This is a genomic window from Duganella sp. sic0402 (assembly GCF_019219065.1).
GTDB lineage: Bacteria > Pseudomonadota > Gammaproteobacteria > Burkholderiales > Burkholderiaceae_D > Rugamonas.
The window spans coordinates 218,290-236,247 of sequence record NZ_JAHUWK010000010.1; the positions used below are offsets into that span (position 1 = coordinate 218,290).

Below are 17,958 nucleotides of genomic sequence, written 5' to 3' on the forward strand. Positions count from 1 at the left end.
AGTCTTAGAAGGTCCTTAAGACTACTGTGGCGGCAGGTGGCGCCATTCCAATCCCACAGCGTTGCGTTTGGAGAAGCCTTTCCACTCGTCATTGGACTGCTGCGTGAGTTGCAAATAGCTCTGCAAAGGCTGCTGTTTCAGCTGGATGCCGAGGAAGGCCGTCACAAAGTGCTGGTTGATATTGTTGATGCGGCGGCTGTCCCATACTGGCTCGGAATAGGACTGGAAATCGTCGAAATTGCTGAAATGCGCCGGCGACGGCGGATTCGGCGCCGAGTTGTGGCGGCCGCCGACATAGGTCAGCAGGTAGCGGTCGGCGTTGACGGTCTTTTGAAATAGTTGCAACACACCTTCCTGATAGCCGGCCACGTCATCCTGGTCGCCGGTGATGAACAGCGTTGGCGTGCGCACGCCGGCCAGGCCTGCATCGTCCCACACCTTGTAATTGGCGCCCCATGGGGCGAACGCCACTACCGCCTTGATGCGCTGGTCGCGCGCGGCCGCGTATGCCGGATTGCCCTGCTGGTTGATCGCCAGCTTGCCGCCAGGAACAAACGCGGCTGCTGCGGCGCCCACGCCGGCGCCAACCGTGTTCAGCGCGCCGTAGCCGCCCATCGAGTAGCCGACCAGCGCGGTATTGTCGGCATCCACCAGGCCGGCCAGGAAGCTGCCGCTGCCCGGTTTGGCCCAGGCGGCGACGCTGTTCAGCACAAACAGGTCGTCCAGGCGGCGGTTCAGCAGCGTGCTGGCAAAGCCGGCCTTGTCGGCGCGGGTTGATTCCGGATGGTCGATGGCGACCACCACGTAGCCTTTTGAGGCCAGGTTTTCGGTCAGATAGCTCATCTGCAAGCGTGACCCCGGATAGCCGTGCGAGATAATCACTAACGGGTAGCGCGTGCCAGCCACCGGCGACGCATCGCGTGCGGCGCGGCCGTTGAACTGGAACGGCGTGTTGGGACGCTTGGGATCATTCGGGCCGGAGCCCAGCACGTCGGTGTAGACGGTATGCTCCTTCTGCCCTTCCGCCAGGCGCGCCGGATACCATACCTCCAGCGTCAGCTTGCGCGCATAGCGCGGATTCGGCTGCTCGGCGCTGTAGCGCAAGACATCGAGTTGGTCTTTGTTTTCCGCCACCAGCGTGCGCACGCCGACCAGCAACGCACCGCGCGCTGCCAGCTCTGGCGCATCCGGCCGGAAGTCGCCGTAGTACTCCTGCGCACCCACATCACCGGCGACCAGCGCCGCAACCAACACCAACATCTTGCCCAGCATACGCTCTCCTATAAGCCCAAGTGTGAACGCAAGGTGCTCCCTGCGTAAGCGGTGCGGAACAAACCGCGCCGTTGCAACTCGGGTATCACCAGCGTCAGAAAATCATCCAGTCCACCAGGCAGCGCCGGCGACATGAAATTGAAGCCGTCCGCCGCCCCCTGCTCAAACCACTCCTGCATCTGATCCGCCACCACCTCCGCCGTGCCAACCACAGTGAAGTGGCCACGGCCGCCGGCGATACGTTCGTACAGCTGGCGTATCGTCAAGTTCTCGCCTTGCGCCAGCGCGGTCAGCAACTGCTGACGGCTACGCTGGCCATCCTGCGTTTCCGGCAATTCCGGCAGCGGCCCGTCGAGCGGATAACCGGACAGGTCGAAGTTACCGATCATACGCCCCAGCAACGCCAGGCCCGCCTTAGGCTCGATCAGCGATTGCAGCTGCGCGAATTTCTCATCCGCCTCCGCCTGCGTGCGGCCCACCACCGCGAATAATCCAGGCAGGATCTTCAGCGACTCGGGCTTGCGGCCCTTGTCGGCCACCCGCTGCTTCAGATCGCGGTAGAAGTCCTGCGCCTTGACCAGCGACGGCTGCGCGGTGAACACCACTTCTGCTGTTGCCGCCGCCAGATCGCGGCCGGTTTCCGAACTGCCGGCTTGCACCACCACCGGCCGTCCTTGCGGGCTGCGCACCACGTTCAGCGGTCCCTTCACGGCAAAGTGATCGCCGCGATGATTCAGCGTGTGCAGCTTGGCCGGATCGTAAGGTAGTTCACCGCTTTTATCGTCCAGCAGCGCATCGGGGTCCCAACTATTCCACAGTCCTGTGACAACCTGATGAAATTCCCGCGCCCGCGCATAGCGGTCGGCGTGCGCGACGTGCTGCTCGCGGCCGAAGTTGGCGGCTTCCGCCGCATTGTCCGAGGTGACCAGATTCCAGCCTGCGCGGCCATCCGACAGCAGATCCAGCGAGGCAAACTGGCGTGCCACCGTGTATGGCTCGTTGTAGGTGGTGGTGGCGGTGCCGACCAGGCCGATCTTCTCGGTCGACGCGGCCAGCGCCGACAGCAGCGTCAAAGGCTCCAGCGATGGCGCGCCGGTGAGCGCCACGCTGTCGGCAAAGAATACCGCGTCCAGGCAGGCCCGCTCGGCCGACCGCACCTGCTCGCGAAACACCTTGAAAGGATTCGACAGCAGGTCGGTGTCAGGATGCCGCCACGCCGCGACGTGGTGGCCATAGCGCATCATGAATGCGCCGATACTCATTTGCCGCGACATCAGAACTCCTTGCGCGCGGTGATGCCGAAGTAGCGCTCATCATCACGCGGCACGGCGCGGGTAACGTAGCCGGTCGAGGTCACCAGATTGGTGGCGTACGATTTGTTGGCCAGGTTCTTGCCCACCAGCGCGACGCGCCAGCCGCCTATCGGCGACGACAAGGCGATGCCCGCATTCACCACTCCATACGCGCCCTGGATGGCATCCGGCGACTGGAACAGGTCGTATTGCGTTTTCGCCTGCCAGCTGTAGTCGGCCGACAGGTCGACGATCAGGCCATTCTCCAGCGGCAGCGCGTAATTGGCGCGGGTGAAGGACTTCCACTTCGGCGAGAACGGCAGCGGCTTGCCATTCAGGTTGCACGAGGCAGCGGCCGCAGGCGGGCAGTTGAAGGCGTCGATGGTCGCATCGGTATAGGCCAGCGAAGTGCTCAGCGTCAGCGCGCGGGTTGGACGCGCATTGATATCCAGCTCCACACCCTTGGTCGAGACATCACCGGCGTTAATCAGGCGGGTGACCACGGCGCCGGCCACGGTGTCGTAGAAGTTGGCCTGGTAGTTATCGTACTTGGTACTGAATACGGCCAGGTTGGCGGTCAGCTTGCGGTCGAAGGCGCTGGCTTTCAGGCCCAGCTCAAACGAATCCGAGGTCTCTGGTTTCAGCGCCAGCGTGTCGCGGCTCAGCATATTGAAGAACACATTGTAGGCTGGGCCTTTATAGCCGCGCGAGTACGTGGCGTAGCTGGTCACGTCACGCGACAGATCGTATTGCAGGCCGACGCGACCCGAATAGCCGTCTTCGCTGGTCGATCCGGCGTTCTGCACCGCAGGCTGCACGCCGGCGAAGGCCACCGTCTGCGTCGAAGTGCGTTTATGGTCATACGACAGCTCGTCCTTGGTCCAGCGCGCGCCGGCGATGGCACGCCATACTGGCGAGAAGTTCAGCGTGCTTTCGCCGAATAGCGAATAGCTGTCGCTCTTCACGCCGTAGTCGGCGCGGCCGGAATTGATCGCCGCACCGTTGTTGACGATGCGCTGATAGGTCTCGCGGTCCTTGCCGTGCAGGTAGTAGGCACCAACCACGTAATCGGCGAACTCGCCTTTCGGCGACGCCAGGCGCAGCTCTTGCGAAGCCTGGCTGAACTCCACCGTGCCGATGTCGCGCGTGGCCGGGAAGGCTGCGGTAATGCGCGCCGCTTCGGCCGCATTGCCGATCGCCGAGGTGCTGGTGTATTGGGTGTTGTCCCAATCGCGCACGGCGGTGATGGAGGTCAGCGTGTAGCCGTTGAAGCGATAGTCGACCTGCGCCGACAGGCCTTTGTTCTTGTCGCGGATGTCGCTCGGGATGTCCGCGTTGACCTGGCGGTTCTCGATGCCAGCCACCACCGGTGCGATACCGGCGTTGAACGCCGCAGCAGTCGATTTGTAGGCGGTGAAGGTCGGCGAGGAATTCGAGCGCAGATAGTCAGCGATCAGCGCGATATCCAGATCCTTGTTCGGCGTGATGTCGACGCGGCCACGCACGCCTTTGCGGTCGTAGCCATTCAGGTCACCGCCGCCGGCATGGACGTTCTTCACATTGCCGTCATAGTCCGCGTACAGCGCGGTGACGGAAGCCGCCACCACGCCAGGGTTGATGGCGCCGGAGATGCCGGCACGCACGCGCTTCTCGTTGCCTTCGTACCAGGACGCATCGACAAAGCCCGTCGTCTCTTGCGACGATTTGCGGCCGATTACGTTCAGCACGCCGGACGAGGCGTTCTTGCCGAACAGCGTACCTTGCGGGCCGCGCAGGATTTCAATGTGCTCGATGTCCAGCAGGTCCAGCGTAGCCTGTCCGGGACGTGCATACACCACGCCATCCACCACGGTCGATACGGTCGGCTCTACGCCCGGCGAGGTCGAGATCGTACCGATGCCGCGCACGAAGATGGTCGTATCCTTGTTGCCGCCCTGCTGGCGGAACGTCACGCTTGGCACTTCCTGCACGATGGTGTCGATGCTGGTGCGGTTGGCGTTGTTCAGCGCATCGCCATCCAGCACCGATACGGCAACCGGCACGGATTGCAGCGAGGCGTTGCGGCGCGTAGCGTTGACAGTCACGCTAGGCACAGAAGCGCTTTCCTCGCGGTCCTTGATAGGCGAATTTTCAGCTTCCGCCGCATTCGCATACGCGGCGTTGACCAGCCAAGCACCGATGGTCAGTGCGCCCACAATTTTCTTATTGCTCTTCATATTCTGATCCCTTGATTTGAAAGCGCTGCTTGCGCCATATGCGGAAAACCTGCTTTGATCGTCGAAGAACCAGCTTAGTGACCGCCAGGTGCTTCGCTACAATTCAGTGGTACCGGTACCCTTTTTTTAGTGTCGTGGCGGCCCGGATTGAAGTCAAAGAATTAAAAAAATCATCGATATGTCTTTTCAGAATATGCATTCATGAGTGAACCAACAGCACCACGCAAACGCCGGGGATCGGGCCGCGCCACCATTCACGATGTGGCGCGCCTGGCGCAAGTGGGATCGATTACAGCATCGCGCTATTTCAGCGAACCAGGACGGGTAGGCGCCGAACGCAGCGTGCGCATTGCGGCGGCGGCCAAGCAGCTGGGCTACGTTCCCAACCTGGCCGCCAGCGGCCTCGCGTCGGCGCATGGCCGGGTGGTGGGCATGGTGATACCGAATATCTCCGGGCCGATCTTTGCCCACACCATCCAGACCTTCAGCGACACGCTGAACCGCCACGGCTATCAGCTGCTGCTGGCCTCCAGCTATTTTTCTGCGGCAAAGGAAGAAAGCGCGGTGCGTGCCTTCCTCGGCTGGAAGCCGGCCGCGCTGGCGGTGGTGGGCCGCTTCCATAACCGCGCGACCGAGAAGCTGTTATCGACGGCGGGCATTCCGGTGGTGGAGACGTGGGACTACCAGCCGAAGCGCAAGCCAATACAAGTCGGCTACTCCAACAACGCGGTCGGCGAGCAGGCGGCGCGCTATTTGTACGGCAAAGGATATCGCCGCATCGCATTTGTGCAGAACAGCCTGGCCGGCGACTTGAGCGCGGTGGACCGCAGCGACGGCTATGAGGCAGTGATGCGCGAGCAGGGCTTGGAGCCGATCATCTATGTCCCCACTGCCGAGGCGCCGTTCGACGCCGGCAAGCAGGCGATTGAAGCGCTGGCGTTAGCGCCGCCGCGCCGCACGCGGCCAGTTGAAGCCATCATCTTCGCCAACGACAACTTGGCGGCGGGCGCTCTGCTGGCTGGCCATCGCGCTGGACTGAAGATACCCGAGCAATGTGCGATTGTCGGTTTTGGCGATTACGCTTTCTCGCAACTGCTGCTGCCCAGCCTGACAACGATACGCCCGCCCGGACGCGAGATCGGCGAGATCGCCGCGCTCCGTATCCTGGAACAACTGGGCGTACTGCCCGCCTCCGGTCAGGAGGCGCGCCTGAATCTGCTGGCCTGTGAATTGATAGAGCGCGAGAGCGCATAAGGACGACTTATGAAGAAATGGATTTGCCTGTTGCTGGCCCTGCCCTTGCTGGCGCAGGCGGTGGAGATCAAGATCGGTTTTCAGAAAAGTGCTGGCTTGCTCAGCATGATGAAGACGCAAGGGGCATTGGAGAAATCGCTGCCCGGCCATACCATCAAGTGGATCGAGTTCCCTGCCGGGCCGCAGATGCTGGAGGCGCTGAACGCTGGCAGCATCGATTTCGGCAGCACGGGCGCGCCGCCGCCGGTGTTTGCGCAGGCGGGTGGCGTCGATCTGCTGTACGTGGGTGCGGAGCCGGCGCCGGTGAACAGCGAGGCGATCATCGTGCCCAAGGAGTCGAAGATTCGCGCGGTTGCTGACTTGAAGGGCAAGCGCGTGGCATTTCAAAAGGGTTCCGGTTCGCACTTCCTGCTGGCTTCGGCCTTGCAGAAAGCTGGCTTGAAGTTCAGCGACATCACGCCGATTTACCTGTCGCCATCGGATGCTCGGGCGGCGTTTGCCAGCGGCGGAATTGATGCGTGGGTGGTGTGGGACCCGTATCTGGCGTCGGCGCAGAAGGCGTATCAGGCGCGCTTGCTGGCTGACTATACCGGGCTACCGCTGGCGAACGGCTTCTATCTGGCGTCGAGCAAGTTTGTGAAGGCTGCACCGCAGCTGGTGTCGGCGTTGCTGGAGCAGGTGAAGTTGACGGGCAAGTGGGCCAGCGAGCATCAGCAGGAAGTCAGCACTTTGTTGACGCAGCAGACCGGCGTGCCGGCCGACATCGTCGCCACCTGGATGGGCCGCTCGCGCTTCGGCGCGACACCGGTGACGCCGGAGATCGTCGCCAACCAGCAGCGTGTGGCCGACCTGTTCTACCAGCAGAAACTGATCCCCAAATCAGTCGACATCGCCAGCCGCGTCTGGGCCTGGCAACCGAAGTAAGTTTGATCCATCTAAAGCCCCCGCCCGCTGAGCCGCCTACGCTGGCAGTTCAGCCAGCGAGGGCATCATGCACACCATCTACGTAGAAACATCCATCATCTGTCATCTGACAGACCCGCCAAGCAACAATCCCATCACCCGTGCCTGCCAGCAACTCACCCAACTCTGGTGGCACACCCGCTGCGATCCGCAATATGCTTTCGTCTCGGAGCATGTGCGCAACGAAATCAAAAGCGGCGATCCGCTACGAGCGATCCAACGTCTACGAACTTTAGAGAACCTTGTGTCCTATCCGGTCGATCCAAGAATGACGAAGATTGAGGAACTTTTATTATTTGGGGGTGGTCTAACAGCCAAAGCCGGTTGGGCCGCAGCGCATATTGCCTGCGCAGCCTTTCATCAATGCGAAATTCTGACGACCTGGAACTGCGAAAGTATCGCAAATGCCCAAAATTTAACACTGCTGCGCATGCTTGTTGATGAAAGTGGCTACCTTTTGCCTGAAGTGGTCACACCTTTTGAGCTAATGGAGAATAGCTATGAAACTTTGTGGCGTGGAAATCCCACCTGACATTGAAATCCCACCTTTAGATCCAGCAACCAAGGCGGAGCTTGACGAGATACACGAAGCCATCATTCGCAGGTACGACAGACTTTACCCTCAACGCATGCAAGATATCGGTAAGCCGCTAACATTCAGCGTTGAAGGACTGCGCAAGCTGCCGCCCTGGTCACGAACCCGGGTGCTGTATCTCTTGAGGGATCAGGTGACGAATTAGCTCTTGCAGCCGCAGCCACCGCTGCCGCAACCGCCGCCGCTTTTTGGCGCCGCTGTCGATGGGCCGGTCAGGGACATGCCGGTCTCGCGGCCGCTGTCGCCTTCAAAGCCGGAAGCGTGCAGGCGGTCCATATAGCCTGACCACAGCACATCTTTCTGGCTGCCCAGCTTATACAGGTATTCCCAGGTGAAGATGCCAGTGTTGTGGCCATCGCTGAACGTCGGCTGCACCGCGTAGTTGCCAACCGGCTCAATGCCGGCAATGCCCACTTCACGCTTGCCTACCTGTAGCACTTCCTGCCCTGGACCATGCCCCATCACCTCCGCCGACGGCGAATACACGCGCAACAGCTCGAACGGAATCGAAAACGACGCACCGTCGTCAAATTCAACATCCAATACGCGGGATTTATTGTGGACCGTCAGGCCGGTAGGGACAGGTTTGCTCATAATGCTTTCACTTTCTCGACGATGGCCGCGTGCAATGCAGGCAACAGCGCGCGACGCGCCGCCAGCACCTCCGCCGACGAAACGCGCTGCGCCACAGCCCAGGTCGGGTTGGGGAAATGCGCATCATCGCGGTAACGCGGGATAACGTGCCAATGCACGTGCGGCGTCATATTACCAAAACTGGCCAGATTGATTTTTTCCGGCGCCATTACATCCCGCTGGGCCGACTCCACCGCCCACACCACGTCCATCACACGCACGCGGTCAGCGGCCGGCAGATCGGTCATCTCTTTCACGTGCGCATTCCACACCACGCGCGTGAAGCCCGGATACTCAGCCTCCTCCACGGCGATCACCGACACACGGTCATCGCCCCAGACTAACGCGGCCCCTGGAGCAGCAAGCAGATTGCACAGATCGCAAGCCATGATTACACCAGCACCCGCTCAATGCCGCCATCATTGGCGCGCTTTACATAGTCCGGCATCCAGTTGTCGCCCAGCAGATGCTTGGCGATTTCCACCACGATGTAATCGGCGGTGGTCCCGGCATCCTCACTGTAGCGCGACACGCCGCCCAGACAGGCCGGGCAGCTGGTCAGAATCTTCACTTCGCCGTCGAAGCCATCCGCGCGCAGCTTGTCGGCACCCTTGATGACTTCCTCTTCCTTGCGGAAGCGCACCTGCGTCGAAATATCCGGACGCGCCACCATCAGCGTGCCGGAGTCACCGCAGCAGCGGTCGTTCTTCTCGATCTTGACATTATCGTGGGTAGCGATCAGGCCGTTGACGGTCTTAGTCGCCTCCTGCAACTTCATCGGCGTGTGGCAAGGCTCGTGGTACATATAGCGCGTACCGGTCACACCTTCCAGCCTGACGCCCTTCTCCAGCAGATACTCGTGGATGTCCATGATGCGGCAGCCAGGGAAGATCTTGTCGAACTCGTAGGTCGCCAGCTGGTCATAGCAGGTGCCGCACGATACCAGCACCGTCTTGATGTCCAGATAGTTGAGCGTGTTGGCCATGCGGTGGAACAGCACACGGTTATCCGTCATCATCTTGTCGGCCTTGTCGTACTGGCCCGAGCCGCGCTGCGGATAACCGCAGCACAGATAGCCCGGCGGCAGCACCGTCTGCACGCCCACTTCCCACAGCATCGCCTGGGTTGCCAGGCCCACTTGCGAGAACAGGCGCTCCGAACCACAGCCAGGGAAGTAGAACACCGCTTCCGTATCAGCATTGGTGGATTTCGGATTGCGGATGATCGGGATGACTTTGTCGTCCTCAATATCCAGCAGCGCGCGCGCGGTTTTCTTCGGCAGATTGCCCGGCATCTTTTTGTTGATGAAGTGGATCACCTGCTCGCGCACTGGCGGCTTGCCGACGGTTGGCGGCGGCGCCTTGGTCTGCTTCTTGGCGAATTTCTTCAGGAGGTCGTTGCCCAGGCGCTGAGCCTTGTAGCCCAGACCAATCATCGCCGCGCGAGTGGCGTTAATGGTGGCCGGATCGGTGGCGTTCAAGAAGAACATCGATGCGGCCTTGCCTGGATTGAAGGATTTCTTGTCCATCTTGCGCAGCAGGTTGCGCATATTCATCGACACGTCACCGAAGTCGATGTTGACCGGACAGGGCGTTACGCATTTGTGACAGACAGTGCAGTGATCCGCAACGTCTTCAAACTCTTCCCAGTGCTTGATCGAGATGCCGCGACGGGTCTGCTCTTCGTACAGGAAGGCTTCGATCAGCGACGAGGTCGCCAGGATCTTGTCACGCGGCGAGTACAACAGATTGGCGCGCGGGACATGCGTAGAGCAAACAGGCTTGCACTTGCCGCAGCGCAGGCAGTCCTTGACGCTGTTGGCGATGGCGCCGATATCGCTCTGCTGCATGATCAGCGATTCGTGGCCCATCAGGCCGAACGACGGCGTGTAGGCGTTGCTCAGGTCAGCTTCCATGCCTTCCAGGTTCAGCAGCTTGCCCTTGTTGAAGCGGCCTTCCGGATCGACGCGCAGCTTGTACTCGCGGAACGGGCCGATCTCGTCTTCCTGCAGGAACTCCAGCTTGGTGATGCCGATGCCGTGCTCGCCCGAGATCACACCGTTCAGCGAACGCGCCAGCGTCATGATGCGCGCCACTGCCTGGTGGGCCAATTGCAGCATCTCGTAGTGATCCGAGTTGACCGGCAGGTTGGTGTGCACATTGCCGTCGCCGGCGTGCATGTGCAGCGCGACGAACACGCGGCCGCGCAGCACGCGCTTGTGGATGGCGGTGGCTTCGTCGAGGATCAGCTTGTAGGCGGCGCCGTTGAAGATCTGACGCAGCTGGGCGCGGATTTCCTGCTTCCACGTCACGCGGATGGTGCGGTCCTGCACCACGTCGAACAGCGTGGCGTTGGGCTGGGTTTTCAGGCGCTCTTCGAAGACTGGCAGCAGGCGGTCGAGGCCCAGTGCCGCCAGTTCGCCGGTGATGCTCGCCAGCGGCTTGTCCAGCTCGGCCAGCAGATAAGTCCAGCGGGCGTGCACTTGCGTCAGCAGCGCTTCCGCCTGCTGCTGGCGGTCGCCCAGCATCTCGGCGTCGCCGACGCTGTCGTCGGCATCGTCGCTCTTGCCGATCGGCAGATTGCCGGCGGAGAAGAAGTCCTGCAACGCTTCCACCAGTTGCAGCTTGTTCTTGATCGACAGCTCGACGTTGATGCGTTCGATGCCGTCGGTGTATTCACCCATGCGGTTCAGCGGAATCACCACGTCTTCATTGATCTTGAAGGCGTTGGTGTGCTTGGCGATGGCGGCGGTACGGGCGCGGTCCAGCCAGAATTTCTTGCGCGATTCAGGGCTGACGGCCACGAAGCCCTCACCGACGCGGGTATTCGCCAGTCGCACCACTTCCGATGCGGCCAGCGCCACGGCGTTTTCATCATCGCCAACGATGTCGCCGAACAGCGCCATCTTCGGCAGCACGCCGCGTTTCGACTTGGTGGCGTAGCCGACCGCGCGCAGGTAGCGCTCGTCCAGGTGTTCCAGGCCGGCCAGGCGCAGCGTCGAGAACTCTTCGCCCTTGGCTGGCAAGCCGTCCAGATAATCCTTGATTTCCACGATCGATGGAATCGCGTCGCGCGCCTGGCCGAAGAACTCCAGGCAGACGGTGCGGGCGAACTTCGGCATCTTGTGCAGAATCCAGCGCGACGAGGTAATCAGGCCATCGGTGCCCTCTTTCTGGATGCCCGGCAGGCCAGCCAGGAATTTGTCGGTAACGTCTTTGCCCAGGCCTTCCTTGCGGAACACGCGGCCGGCGATTTCCAGGATCTCGGTCTTGAACGGCGCGCCCTTGGCTTCGCCCTTCGCGGTCGGATGCGTCCATTCCAGCTTGAAGCGGGCCAGTGGCGTATCGTGGATCTTCGACAGATTGTGATCGAGGCGCGTGACTTCCAGCCAGTCGCCCTGTGGATCGACCATGCGCCACGAGGCCAGGTTATCCAGTGCCGTGCCCCACAGCACGGCCTTCTTGCCGCCCGCGTTCATGGCGATATTACCGCCGATGCAGGAGGCGTGGGCCGAGGTCGGATCGACCGCGAAAACGAAGCCGGCTTTTTCAGCCGCCTCGGACACCTTGTTGGTGATGACGCCGGCGCCGGTGTAGATGGTGGCGTATTCCTTGTCCAGGCCAGGCAGCACCTTCATCTCGACCGCGCCCATATTCAGCAGCTTTTCGGTGTTGATGACGGCCGACATCGGTGTCAGCGGAATCGCACCGCCGGTATAGCCAGTGCCGCCGCCGCGCGGGATGATGGTCAGGCCGAGTTCGATACAGCCTTTGACCAGGCCGGCCATTTCCTCTTCGCTGTCCGGCGTCAGCACCACGAACGGATACTCGACCCGCCAGTCGGTGGCGTCGGTCACGTGGCTGATGCGCTTCATGCCGTCGAAGCAGATATTGTGCTTGTCGGTGTAGCGGCCCAGCACCTTGTAGGTGCGCTTGCGCAGATCGTAGACCTGCTTGAATTCTTCGCCGAAGTCCGCCACCGCCTTGCCGGCTGCGCGCAGCAGCTTGACCACATTGGCGCTGCGCGTGCGCGAGGCCTCGTCCTGCTCCGCCTCGTCCACGCTGAGGCGGCGCTTGTCCACTTCCGCCAGGCGGTGATGCAGCGCGTCGATCAGTTCCTGGCGGCGCTTCGGATTATCCAGCAAGTCATCCTGCAGATAGGGATTGCGGCGCACCGCCCAGATATCGCCAAGCACCTCGTACAGCATGCGCGCCGAACGGCCGGTCTGGCGCGCGCCGCGCAGCGCATCCAGCAGCGACCACGATTCCTCACCCAGCAGACGAATCACGATCTCGCGATCGGAAAACGATGTGTAGTTGTAAGGAATTTCCCGCAGGCGCGTGGCCTCCGGACCGTGGGGCGTTTCCGCCAGCAGAGCTTGAATTTGTGCAGGGGCGTTCATTATGCAGAGACTATAGACAGACACCGGGAGGGTCATTCTAGCCTATTGCGGCGCACCACGCGGGAACAGCCTTAGGCTGCCAAGGGGCTATACAAGCGAGCAAAACCCGCCAATTATTCGAAAATTACCACACCTGGCAGCAATAAACTGCTCAACAACACACTTAAACTGAATGAAATTTACGCATAAGCTTATGCGGCAATAGGATAACTTGCACCAAATTAGCCCAGCATTTGCCCCATCCGGTGCCACACTCCGTCCGGCACGTACAACAGCAAGGTGGTCATGGTGAGGTAGCGCAGGAATTTTCCGACCGCCATATAGGCAACGCTGGGCCAGAACGGCAGCTTCAGCCAGCCGCCCAGCGTGCACAGCGGATCGCCGATGCCGGGCAGCCAGGCCAGCAGCATGGTCTTGGCGCCATAGCGCTCCAGCCAGTGAAACCAGCGGCTCTTGCGCTCCTTGGCGAAGCTCTGCTTGGCCTGCCAGCCGATGTAGTAATCGATGGCCCCGCCAATGGTGTTGCCGACGGTGGCCACAAAAATGGCGCTCCAGAACAGTTGCGGATTGGCCTTGATGACCGCAAACACCGCCGGCTCAGACCCTAGCGGCACCAGCGTGGCCGACACCAGGCTGATGATGAACACCGATGTCAGCCCTACCTCGGGTGCGGCGATCAGGTGCAGCAGCCAGGTAATCGCGGATTCGATCATGGTTTATTGGGTGTATGGGAAAGCTGCCATTATAATGAGTCCACATCGCACGATTGAACAGTCCGGTCCGCGCCCACCCCGCCAGGACCAGCGCCCTGCTCCACCCGGTCACCCGCCGGATAGTTAGCATCGTTACTTGCCCGATTCACTTTGTTTGCAGACTATGACTACCGACTATCTGAAGAAAGTACTGACCGCCCGCGTTTATGACGTGGCTGATGAAACCCCGCTGGAGCTCGCGTCGACGCTGTCGCAACGCTTTGAGAACCGGATTTATTTCAAGCGCGAGGACATGCAGAGCGTGTTCAGCTTCAAGATTCGCGGCGCCTATAACAAGATGGCCCACTTGAGCGATGCGCAACGCAAGCGCGGCGTGATTTGCGCATCGGCCGGCAATCACGCGCAAGGCGTGGCGCTGTCCGCCGCCCGCATGGGCTGCCGCGCTGTTATTGTGATGCCGACCACGACGCCGCAGGTGAAGGTCGACGCGGTCAAGGCGCGCGGCGGCGCCGACGTGGAAGTGGTGCTGCACGGCGAGTCGTATACCGACGCCTACAACCACGCGCTGACGCTGGAGAGCGAGCAGAAACTGACTTTCGTGCATCCGTTCGATGATCCTGATGTGATCGCCGGCCAGGGCACCATCGGCATGGAAATTCTGCGCCAGCATTCCGGCCCTATCCATGCGATCTTCGTGCCGATCGGCGGCGGCGGTTTGATCGCCGGCATCGCCGCTTACGTCAAACAGATCCGCCCGGACATCAAGATCATCGGCGTGCAGTCGCTCGATTCCGACGCCATGGCGCGCAGCCTGAAAGCGGGCGAGCGCGTGACGCTGTCCGATGTCGGCCTGTTCGCAGACGGCACCGCAGTGCGCCTGGCCGGCGAGGAGACTTTCCGCCTGGCGCAGCTGTATGTGGATGATGTGATCCTGGTCGATACCGACGCGATCAGCGCCGCCATCAAGGATGTGTTCACCGATACGCGCTCGATTCTGGAGCCTTCCGGTGCACTCTCCATCGCCGGCGCCAAGGCCTATATCGAACGCGCCGCGCTGACCCGCGAGCCGATCAAGAACGAAACACTGATCACCATCGCCAGCGGCGCGAATATGAATTTCGACCGGCTGCGCTTTGTGGCTGAACGCGCCGAGCTGGGCGAGGCGCGCGAGGCGCTGTTTGCGGTCACCCTGCCGGAGCAGCGCGGCAGCTTCAAGCGCCTGTGCCAGCTGGTCGGCGCACGCAACGTGACCGAGTTCACCTACCGTATCTCCGACAAGGATGACGCGCACGTTTTCTGCGGCGTGCAGATCGCCGATCGCAACGAGTCGGGCGCGCTGGCGCGCCGGTTTGAGGAGCATGGTTTCAAGGCGCTGGATTTGACCCATGACGAGCTTGCCAAGACGCACTTGCGCCACTTGGTCGGCGGCAAGAGTGCGCTGGCCAACAACGAGCTGCTGTACCGCTTCGAGTTCCCCGAGCGTCCGGGCGCGCTGATGCGCTTCCTGGATTCGATGGCGCCGAACTGGAATATCTCGCTGTGCCACTACCGTAGCCAAGGCGGCGACGTCGGCCGCATCGTCATCGGCTTGCAAGTACCGCCGGAGGAAATGAGCGACTTCGCGCAATTCCTGGCGACGCTGGGCTATCGTTATTGGGATGAGAGCGCGAATCCAGTCTACAAGCTGTTCCTGGGATAAACCCGCAGCCCTAGTGGCGGAGCATGCTCCGCCACATAGCGGTCTGCCCCCACCATGCTTTGCGGGGTAAAATCCCTTTTTGCCACAAAAAAGTATCGCCATGACCAATACCGCCGACCAGTCCCCGCTGGGGAAAACCTCCGCCTACCGCACCGATTACGCGCCGGAACTGCTGTTCCCGATTCCGCGCCAGGGCAAGCGCGACGAGCTGGGCTTGTCGGGCACGATGCCCTTCTTCGGCGTGGATATCTGGAACGCCTACGAAATCTCCTGGCTGAACCAGCGCGGCAAACCGCAGGTGGCGATCGCCCGCGTCACCTTCCCTTCCGATTCGCCCAATATCATCGAGTCGAAGTCCTTCAAGCTGTACCTGAACTCGTTCAACCAGACCAAGCTGGACAGCGTGGTTGCGCTGAAAACGCTGCTGCAGCAGGACTTGTCGGAAGCGGCCGGCGCCAATGTGCACGTCATCGTCACCCAGCCGGAAGAATTCGGCATGGTCGAGATGGGCGAGCTGGACGGCCTGCTGCTGGACCGCCTCGACATCGAGGTCGACAACTACAGCCCATCGCCGGACATCCTCAAGGCCGCGCACGATGAGGAGCCGGTCGAGGAAAAGCTGGTCTCGCACCTGCTGAAGTCCAACTGCCTGGTCACTGGCCAGCCGGACTGGGCCAGCGTGCAAATCCATTACAGCGGCCCGCAGATCGACCAGGAAAGCCTGCTCAAGTACCTGATCGGCTTCCGCGAACACAATGAATTCCACGAGCAATGCGTGGAGCGCATCTTTGTCGACATTCTGCGCGAGTGCCAGCCGGCCCAGCTGGCCGTGTATGCGCGCTATACCCGCCGTGGCGGGCTGGACATCAATCCATGGCGCAGCAACTTCAGCACGGCGCAAAAACCGCCTAACCTGCGTGGCGCACGTCAATAACTGTAATTATTTTTTCAATCAAGGATCAAAAAAACGGCGTATGATGGCTTGAACGTGGCGAACACGCCATACGGCCGCTACGGTTGCAAAACGCGTAAAAAAACGGAAAAACCGCTGCCCTTCCAAGCAAACGTCGGGTGTTTTCGGTCTTTCCTGTCCAGAAATAGCGATTCTTTCTGGAATGCATTTTTACTATCGTGCCTGGCCATCGCAGCACGAACGATTTCATGTTACACGGCGCAGAAACAAGCCTATAATTCTGCTCGCATGCCAACCTTGTGCGTTGCAACATTTGACGTCGTACTATGAACAACCTGAGCAAAATACTTTCACTCGAAAATGTGCTGTTGGATCTGGAAGTCTCCAGTAAGAAACGCGCGTTCGAGCAAGCTGGCCTGATCTTCGAAAACAACTGCGGCATCGCCCGCTCCACCGTGTCGGACAATCTGTTCGCGCGCGAGCGCCTGGGTTCGACCGGCCTGGGTCATGGCGTCGCCGTGCCGCACGGCCGTATCAAGGGTATGAAGACCTTGAAGACGCCGCTGGCGGCGTTTGTGCGCCTGGCCGAGCCGATTCCATTCGAATCGCCGGACGGCAAGCCGGTCAACCTGCTGTTCTTCCTGCTGATACCGGATCACGTGACCCAGCAGCATCTGGAAATCCTGTCCGAAATCGCCGAGATGTTCTCCGACGACGCCTTCCGCACCGCGCTGAGCACCGACACCGATCCGAAATCGGTCCATTCGCGCATCATCAACTGGCTGCCGAGCCTGCAAGCTGCCGGCTGAGCAACAACGATAAAGACACCACATGCTGCAAACCCCGCTGACGATACAACGGCTCTACGACGATAATCGCGAAAGTTTGCAGCTCGGCTGGTTCGCCGGCTTCCCCGGCGGGGAGCGCCTGATCTCCGGCGACGTGGCCTCGGCCGCCGACCAGGTCGGCCATCTGAACACCATTCACCCCGGCCGTATCCAGGTGTTCGGCCATCAGGAAATCAATTACTACCAGCGCCTGAAGTCGCTGACGCGCGCCCACGTCATCGGCGAGCTGATCGCCGGCAGCCCGCCGGCGCTGATCGTCGCGCAGGGCCTGGAAACGCCGCCGGACATTCTGGCGATCTGCGACGAAAAGAATATCCCGCTGTTCTCGACCCCGCTGCCAGCGGCGCAGGTGATCGACTTCCTGCGCGTCTACCTGTCGAAGAAGCTGGCGCAGCGCATCATCATGCACGGCGTGTTTATGGATGTGCTGGGCGTTGGCGTGCTGATTACCGGCGACTCCGGCCTTGGCAAGAGCGAGCTGGGCCTGGAGCTGATTTCGCGTTCGCACGGCCTGGTGGCGGACGATGCGGTGGAATTCTCGCGCATTGCGCCGAATATGATTGAAGGCCGCTGCCCGGCGCTGCTGCAAAACCTGCTGGAAGTGCGCGGCCTGGGCCTGCTGGACATCAAGGCCATCTTTGGCGAGACGGCGGTACGCCGCAAGATGCGCTTGAAGCTGATCGTGCACCTGGTGCGGCGTGGCGCGGCCGATGAGGAAGTGGAGCGACTGCCGTTCCAGTTCCCGACCGAAGACGTGCTGGGCCTGCCGATCCGCAAAGTGGTGATCCCGGTGGCGGCGGGCCGCAACATCGCGGTGCTGCTGGAAGCCGCCGTACGCAACACCATCCTGCAACTGCGCGGCATTGACACCCTGCAAGAATTCATGGAACGGCAACGACAGGCGATGAGCGGGGACTAGCCCCGCCCACGCCTTCATGTTGCCAAGGAGTCGTGCCTTGCAGGGCACGACCGTTACGCTGGCGCGGAGCTGCGCTCCACGAATTCCCCGCTCCACCAACGACAGGCGATGAGCGGGGACTAGCCCCGCCCACGCCTTCATGTTGCCAAGGAGTCGTGCCTTGCAGGGCACGACCGTTACGCTGGCGCGGAGCTGCGCTCCACGAATTCCCCGCTCCACCAACGACAGGCGATGAGCGG

General features: G+C 61.3%; 14 protein-coding genes. 7 read left to right on the top strand and 7 right to left on the bottom strand.

What is annotated here, in order from left to right; genetic code table 11:
• Positions 1–21 precede the first annotated feature (21 nt).
• From KW842_RS21960 to KW842_RS21970, 3 genes are read right to left on the bottom strand one after another with little or no spacing between them, the layout of a single operon-like run.
• Positions 22–1,272 carry an alpha/beta fold hydrolase gene (locus KW842_RS21960; protein WP_218306254.1) on the bottom strand — a complete coding sequence of 417 codons (1,251 nt, stop codon included), beginning with the start codon at positions 1,270–1,272 and terminating at the stop codon, positions 22–24.
• An 8-nt stretch (positions 1,273–1,280) separates the two neighbouring features.
• A complete protein-coding gene (locus KW842_RS21965) occupies positions 1,281–2,546 on the bottom strand; it encodes an LLM class flavin-dependent oxidoreductase (RefSeq protein ID WP_218306255.1) in 1,266 nt (421 codons plus the stop codon).
• Positions 2,546–4,780, bottom strand: coding sequence for a TonB-dependent receptor (locus tag KW842_RS21970; protein ID WP_218306256.1), 2,235 nt, complete (start codon positions 4,778–4,780; stop codon positions 2,546–2,548). Before KW842_RS21970 ends, KW842_RS21965 begins: the two co-directional genes overlap by 1 nt.
• A 201-nt stretch (positions 4,781–4,981) precedes the next feature.
• Here KW842_RS21970 and KW842_RS21975 point away from each other — a divergent pair, with 201 nt between their 5' ends.
• The 3 genes from KW842_RS21975 to KW842_RS21985 all read left to right on the top strand — a co-directional run bounded on the left by KW842_RS21975 (position 4,982) and on the right by KW842_RS21985 (position 7,529).
• Positions 4,982–6,034 (top strand): LacI family DNA-binding transcriptional regulator, encoded by a 1,053-nt coding sequence (locus KW842_RS21975; RefSeq protein WP_218306257.1) that lies wholly within the window; start codon positions 4,982–4,984, stop codon positions 6,032–6,034.
• Between the two features lie 9 nt (positions 6,035–6,043).
• Positions 6,044–6,958 carry a sulfonate ABC transporter substrate-binding protein gene (locus KW842_RS21980; protein WP_218306258.1) on the top strand — a complete coding sequence of 305 codons (915 nt, stop codon included), beginning with the start codon at positions 6,044–6,046 and terminating at the stop codon, positions 6,956–6,958.
• 67 nt (positions 6,959–7,025) lie between these two features.
• Positions 7,026–7,529, top strand: coding sequence for a hypothetical protein (locus KW842_RS21985; protein WP_218306259.1), 504 nt, complete (start codon positions 7,026–7,028; stop codon positions 7,527–7,529).
• Positions 7,530–7,733: 204 nt separating this feature from the next.
• Here the strand turns inward: KW842_RS21985 and KW842_RS21990 are convergent, their stop codons facing one another.
• The 4 genes from KW842_RS21990 to KW842_RS22005 all read right to left on the bottom strand — a co-directional run bounded on the left by KW842_RS21990 (position 7,734) and on the right by KW842_RS22005 (position 13,340).
• The gene (locus KW842_RS21990) at positions 7,734–8,186 is read right to left on the bottom strand and encodes a gamma-butyrobetaine hydroxylase-like domain-containing protein (RefSeq protein WP_218306260.1); all 453 of its coding nucleotides are present in this window, start codon (positions 8,184–8,186) and stop codon (positions 7,734–7,736) included.
• Complete coding sequence (locus KW842_RS21995) at positions 8,183–8,614, bottom strand: HIT family protein (RefSeq protein ID WP_218306261.1); 432 nt, start codon at positions 8,612–8,614, stop codon at positions 8,183–8,185. Before KW842_RS21995 ends, KW842_RS21990 begins: the two co-directional genes overlap by 4 nt.
• A gap of 2 nt (positions 8,615–8,616) precedes the next feature.
• Positions 8,617–12,627 (bottom strand): FAD/FMN-binding oxidoreductase, encoded by a 4,011-nt coding sequence (locus tag KW842_RS22000; RefSeq protein WP_218306262.1) that lies wholly within the window; start codon positions 12,625–12,627, stop codon positions 8,617–8,619.
• A 221-nt stretch (positions 12,628–12,848) separates the two neighbouring features.
• Positions 12,849–13,340, bottom strand: coding sequence for a YqaA family protein (locus KW842_RS22005; protein WP_218306263.1), 492 nt, complete (start codon positions 13,338–13,340; stop codon positions 12,849–12,851).
• A 163-nt stretch (positions 13,341–13,503) separates the two neighbouring features.
• On the opposite strand from KW842_RS22005, the gene ilvA reads away from it, so the two are divergent.
• From ilvA to hprK, 4 genes are all read left to right on the top strand, one after another.
• On the top strand, positions 13,504–15,039 hold the full coding sequence (gene ilvA / locus KW842_RS22010; RefSeq protein ID WP_218306264.1) for a threonine ammonia-lyase, biosynthetic: 1,536 nt from the start codon (positions 13,504–13,506) through the stop codon (positions 15,037–15,039).
• Between the two features lie 100 nt (positions 15,040–15,139).
• Positions 15,140–15,973, top strand: a complete 834-nt coding sequence (queF, locus tag KW842_RS22015) for an NADPH-dependent 7-cyano-7-deazaguanine reductase QueF (protein ID WP_218306265.1) — start codon at positions 15,140–15,142, stop codon at positions 15,971–15,973.
• 305 nt (positions 15,974–16,278) lie between these two features.
• Positions 16,279–16,761, top strand: a complete 483-nt coding sequence (locus KW842_RS22020; protein WP_218306266.1) for a PTS sugar transporter subunit IIA — start codon at positions 16,279–16,281, stop codon at positions 16,759–16,761.
• A 22-nt stretch (positions 16,762–16,783) separates the two neighbouring features.
• Positions 16,784–17,719 (top strand): HPr(Ser) kinase/phosphatase, encoded by a 936-nt coding sequence (hprK, locus tag KW842_RS22025; RefSeq protein ID WP_090190307.1) that lies wholly within the window; start codon positions 16,784–16,786, stop codon positions 17,717–17,719.
• Positions 17,720–17,958: the final 239 nt, after the last annotated feature.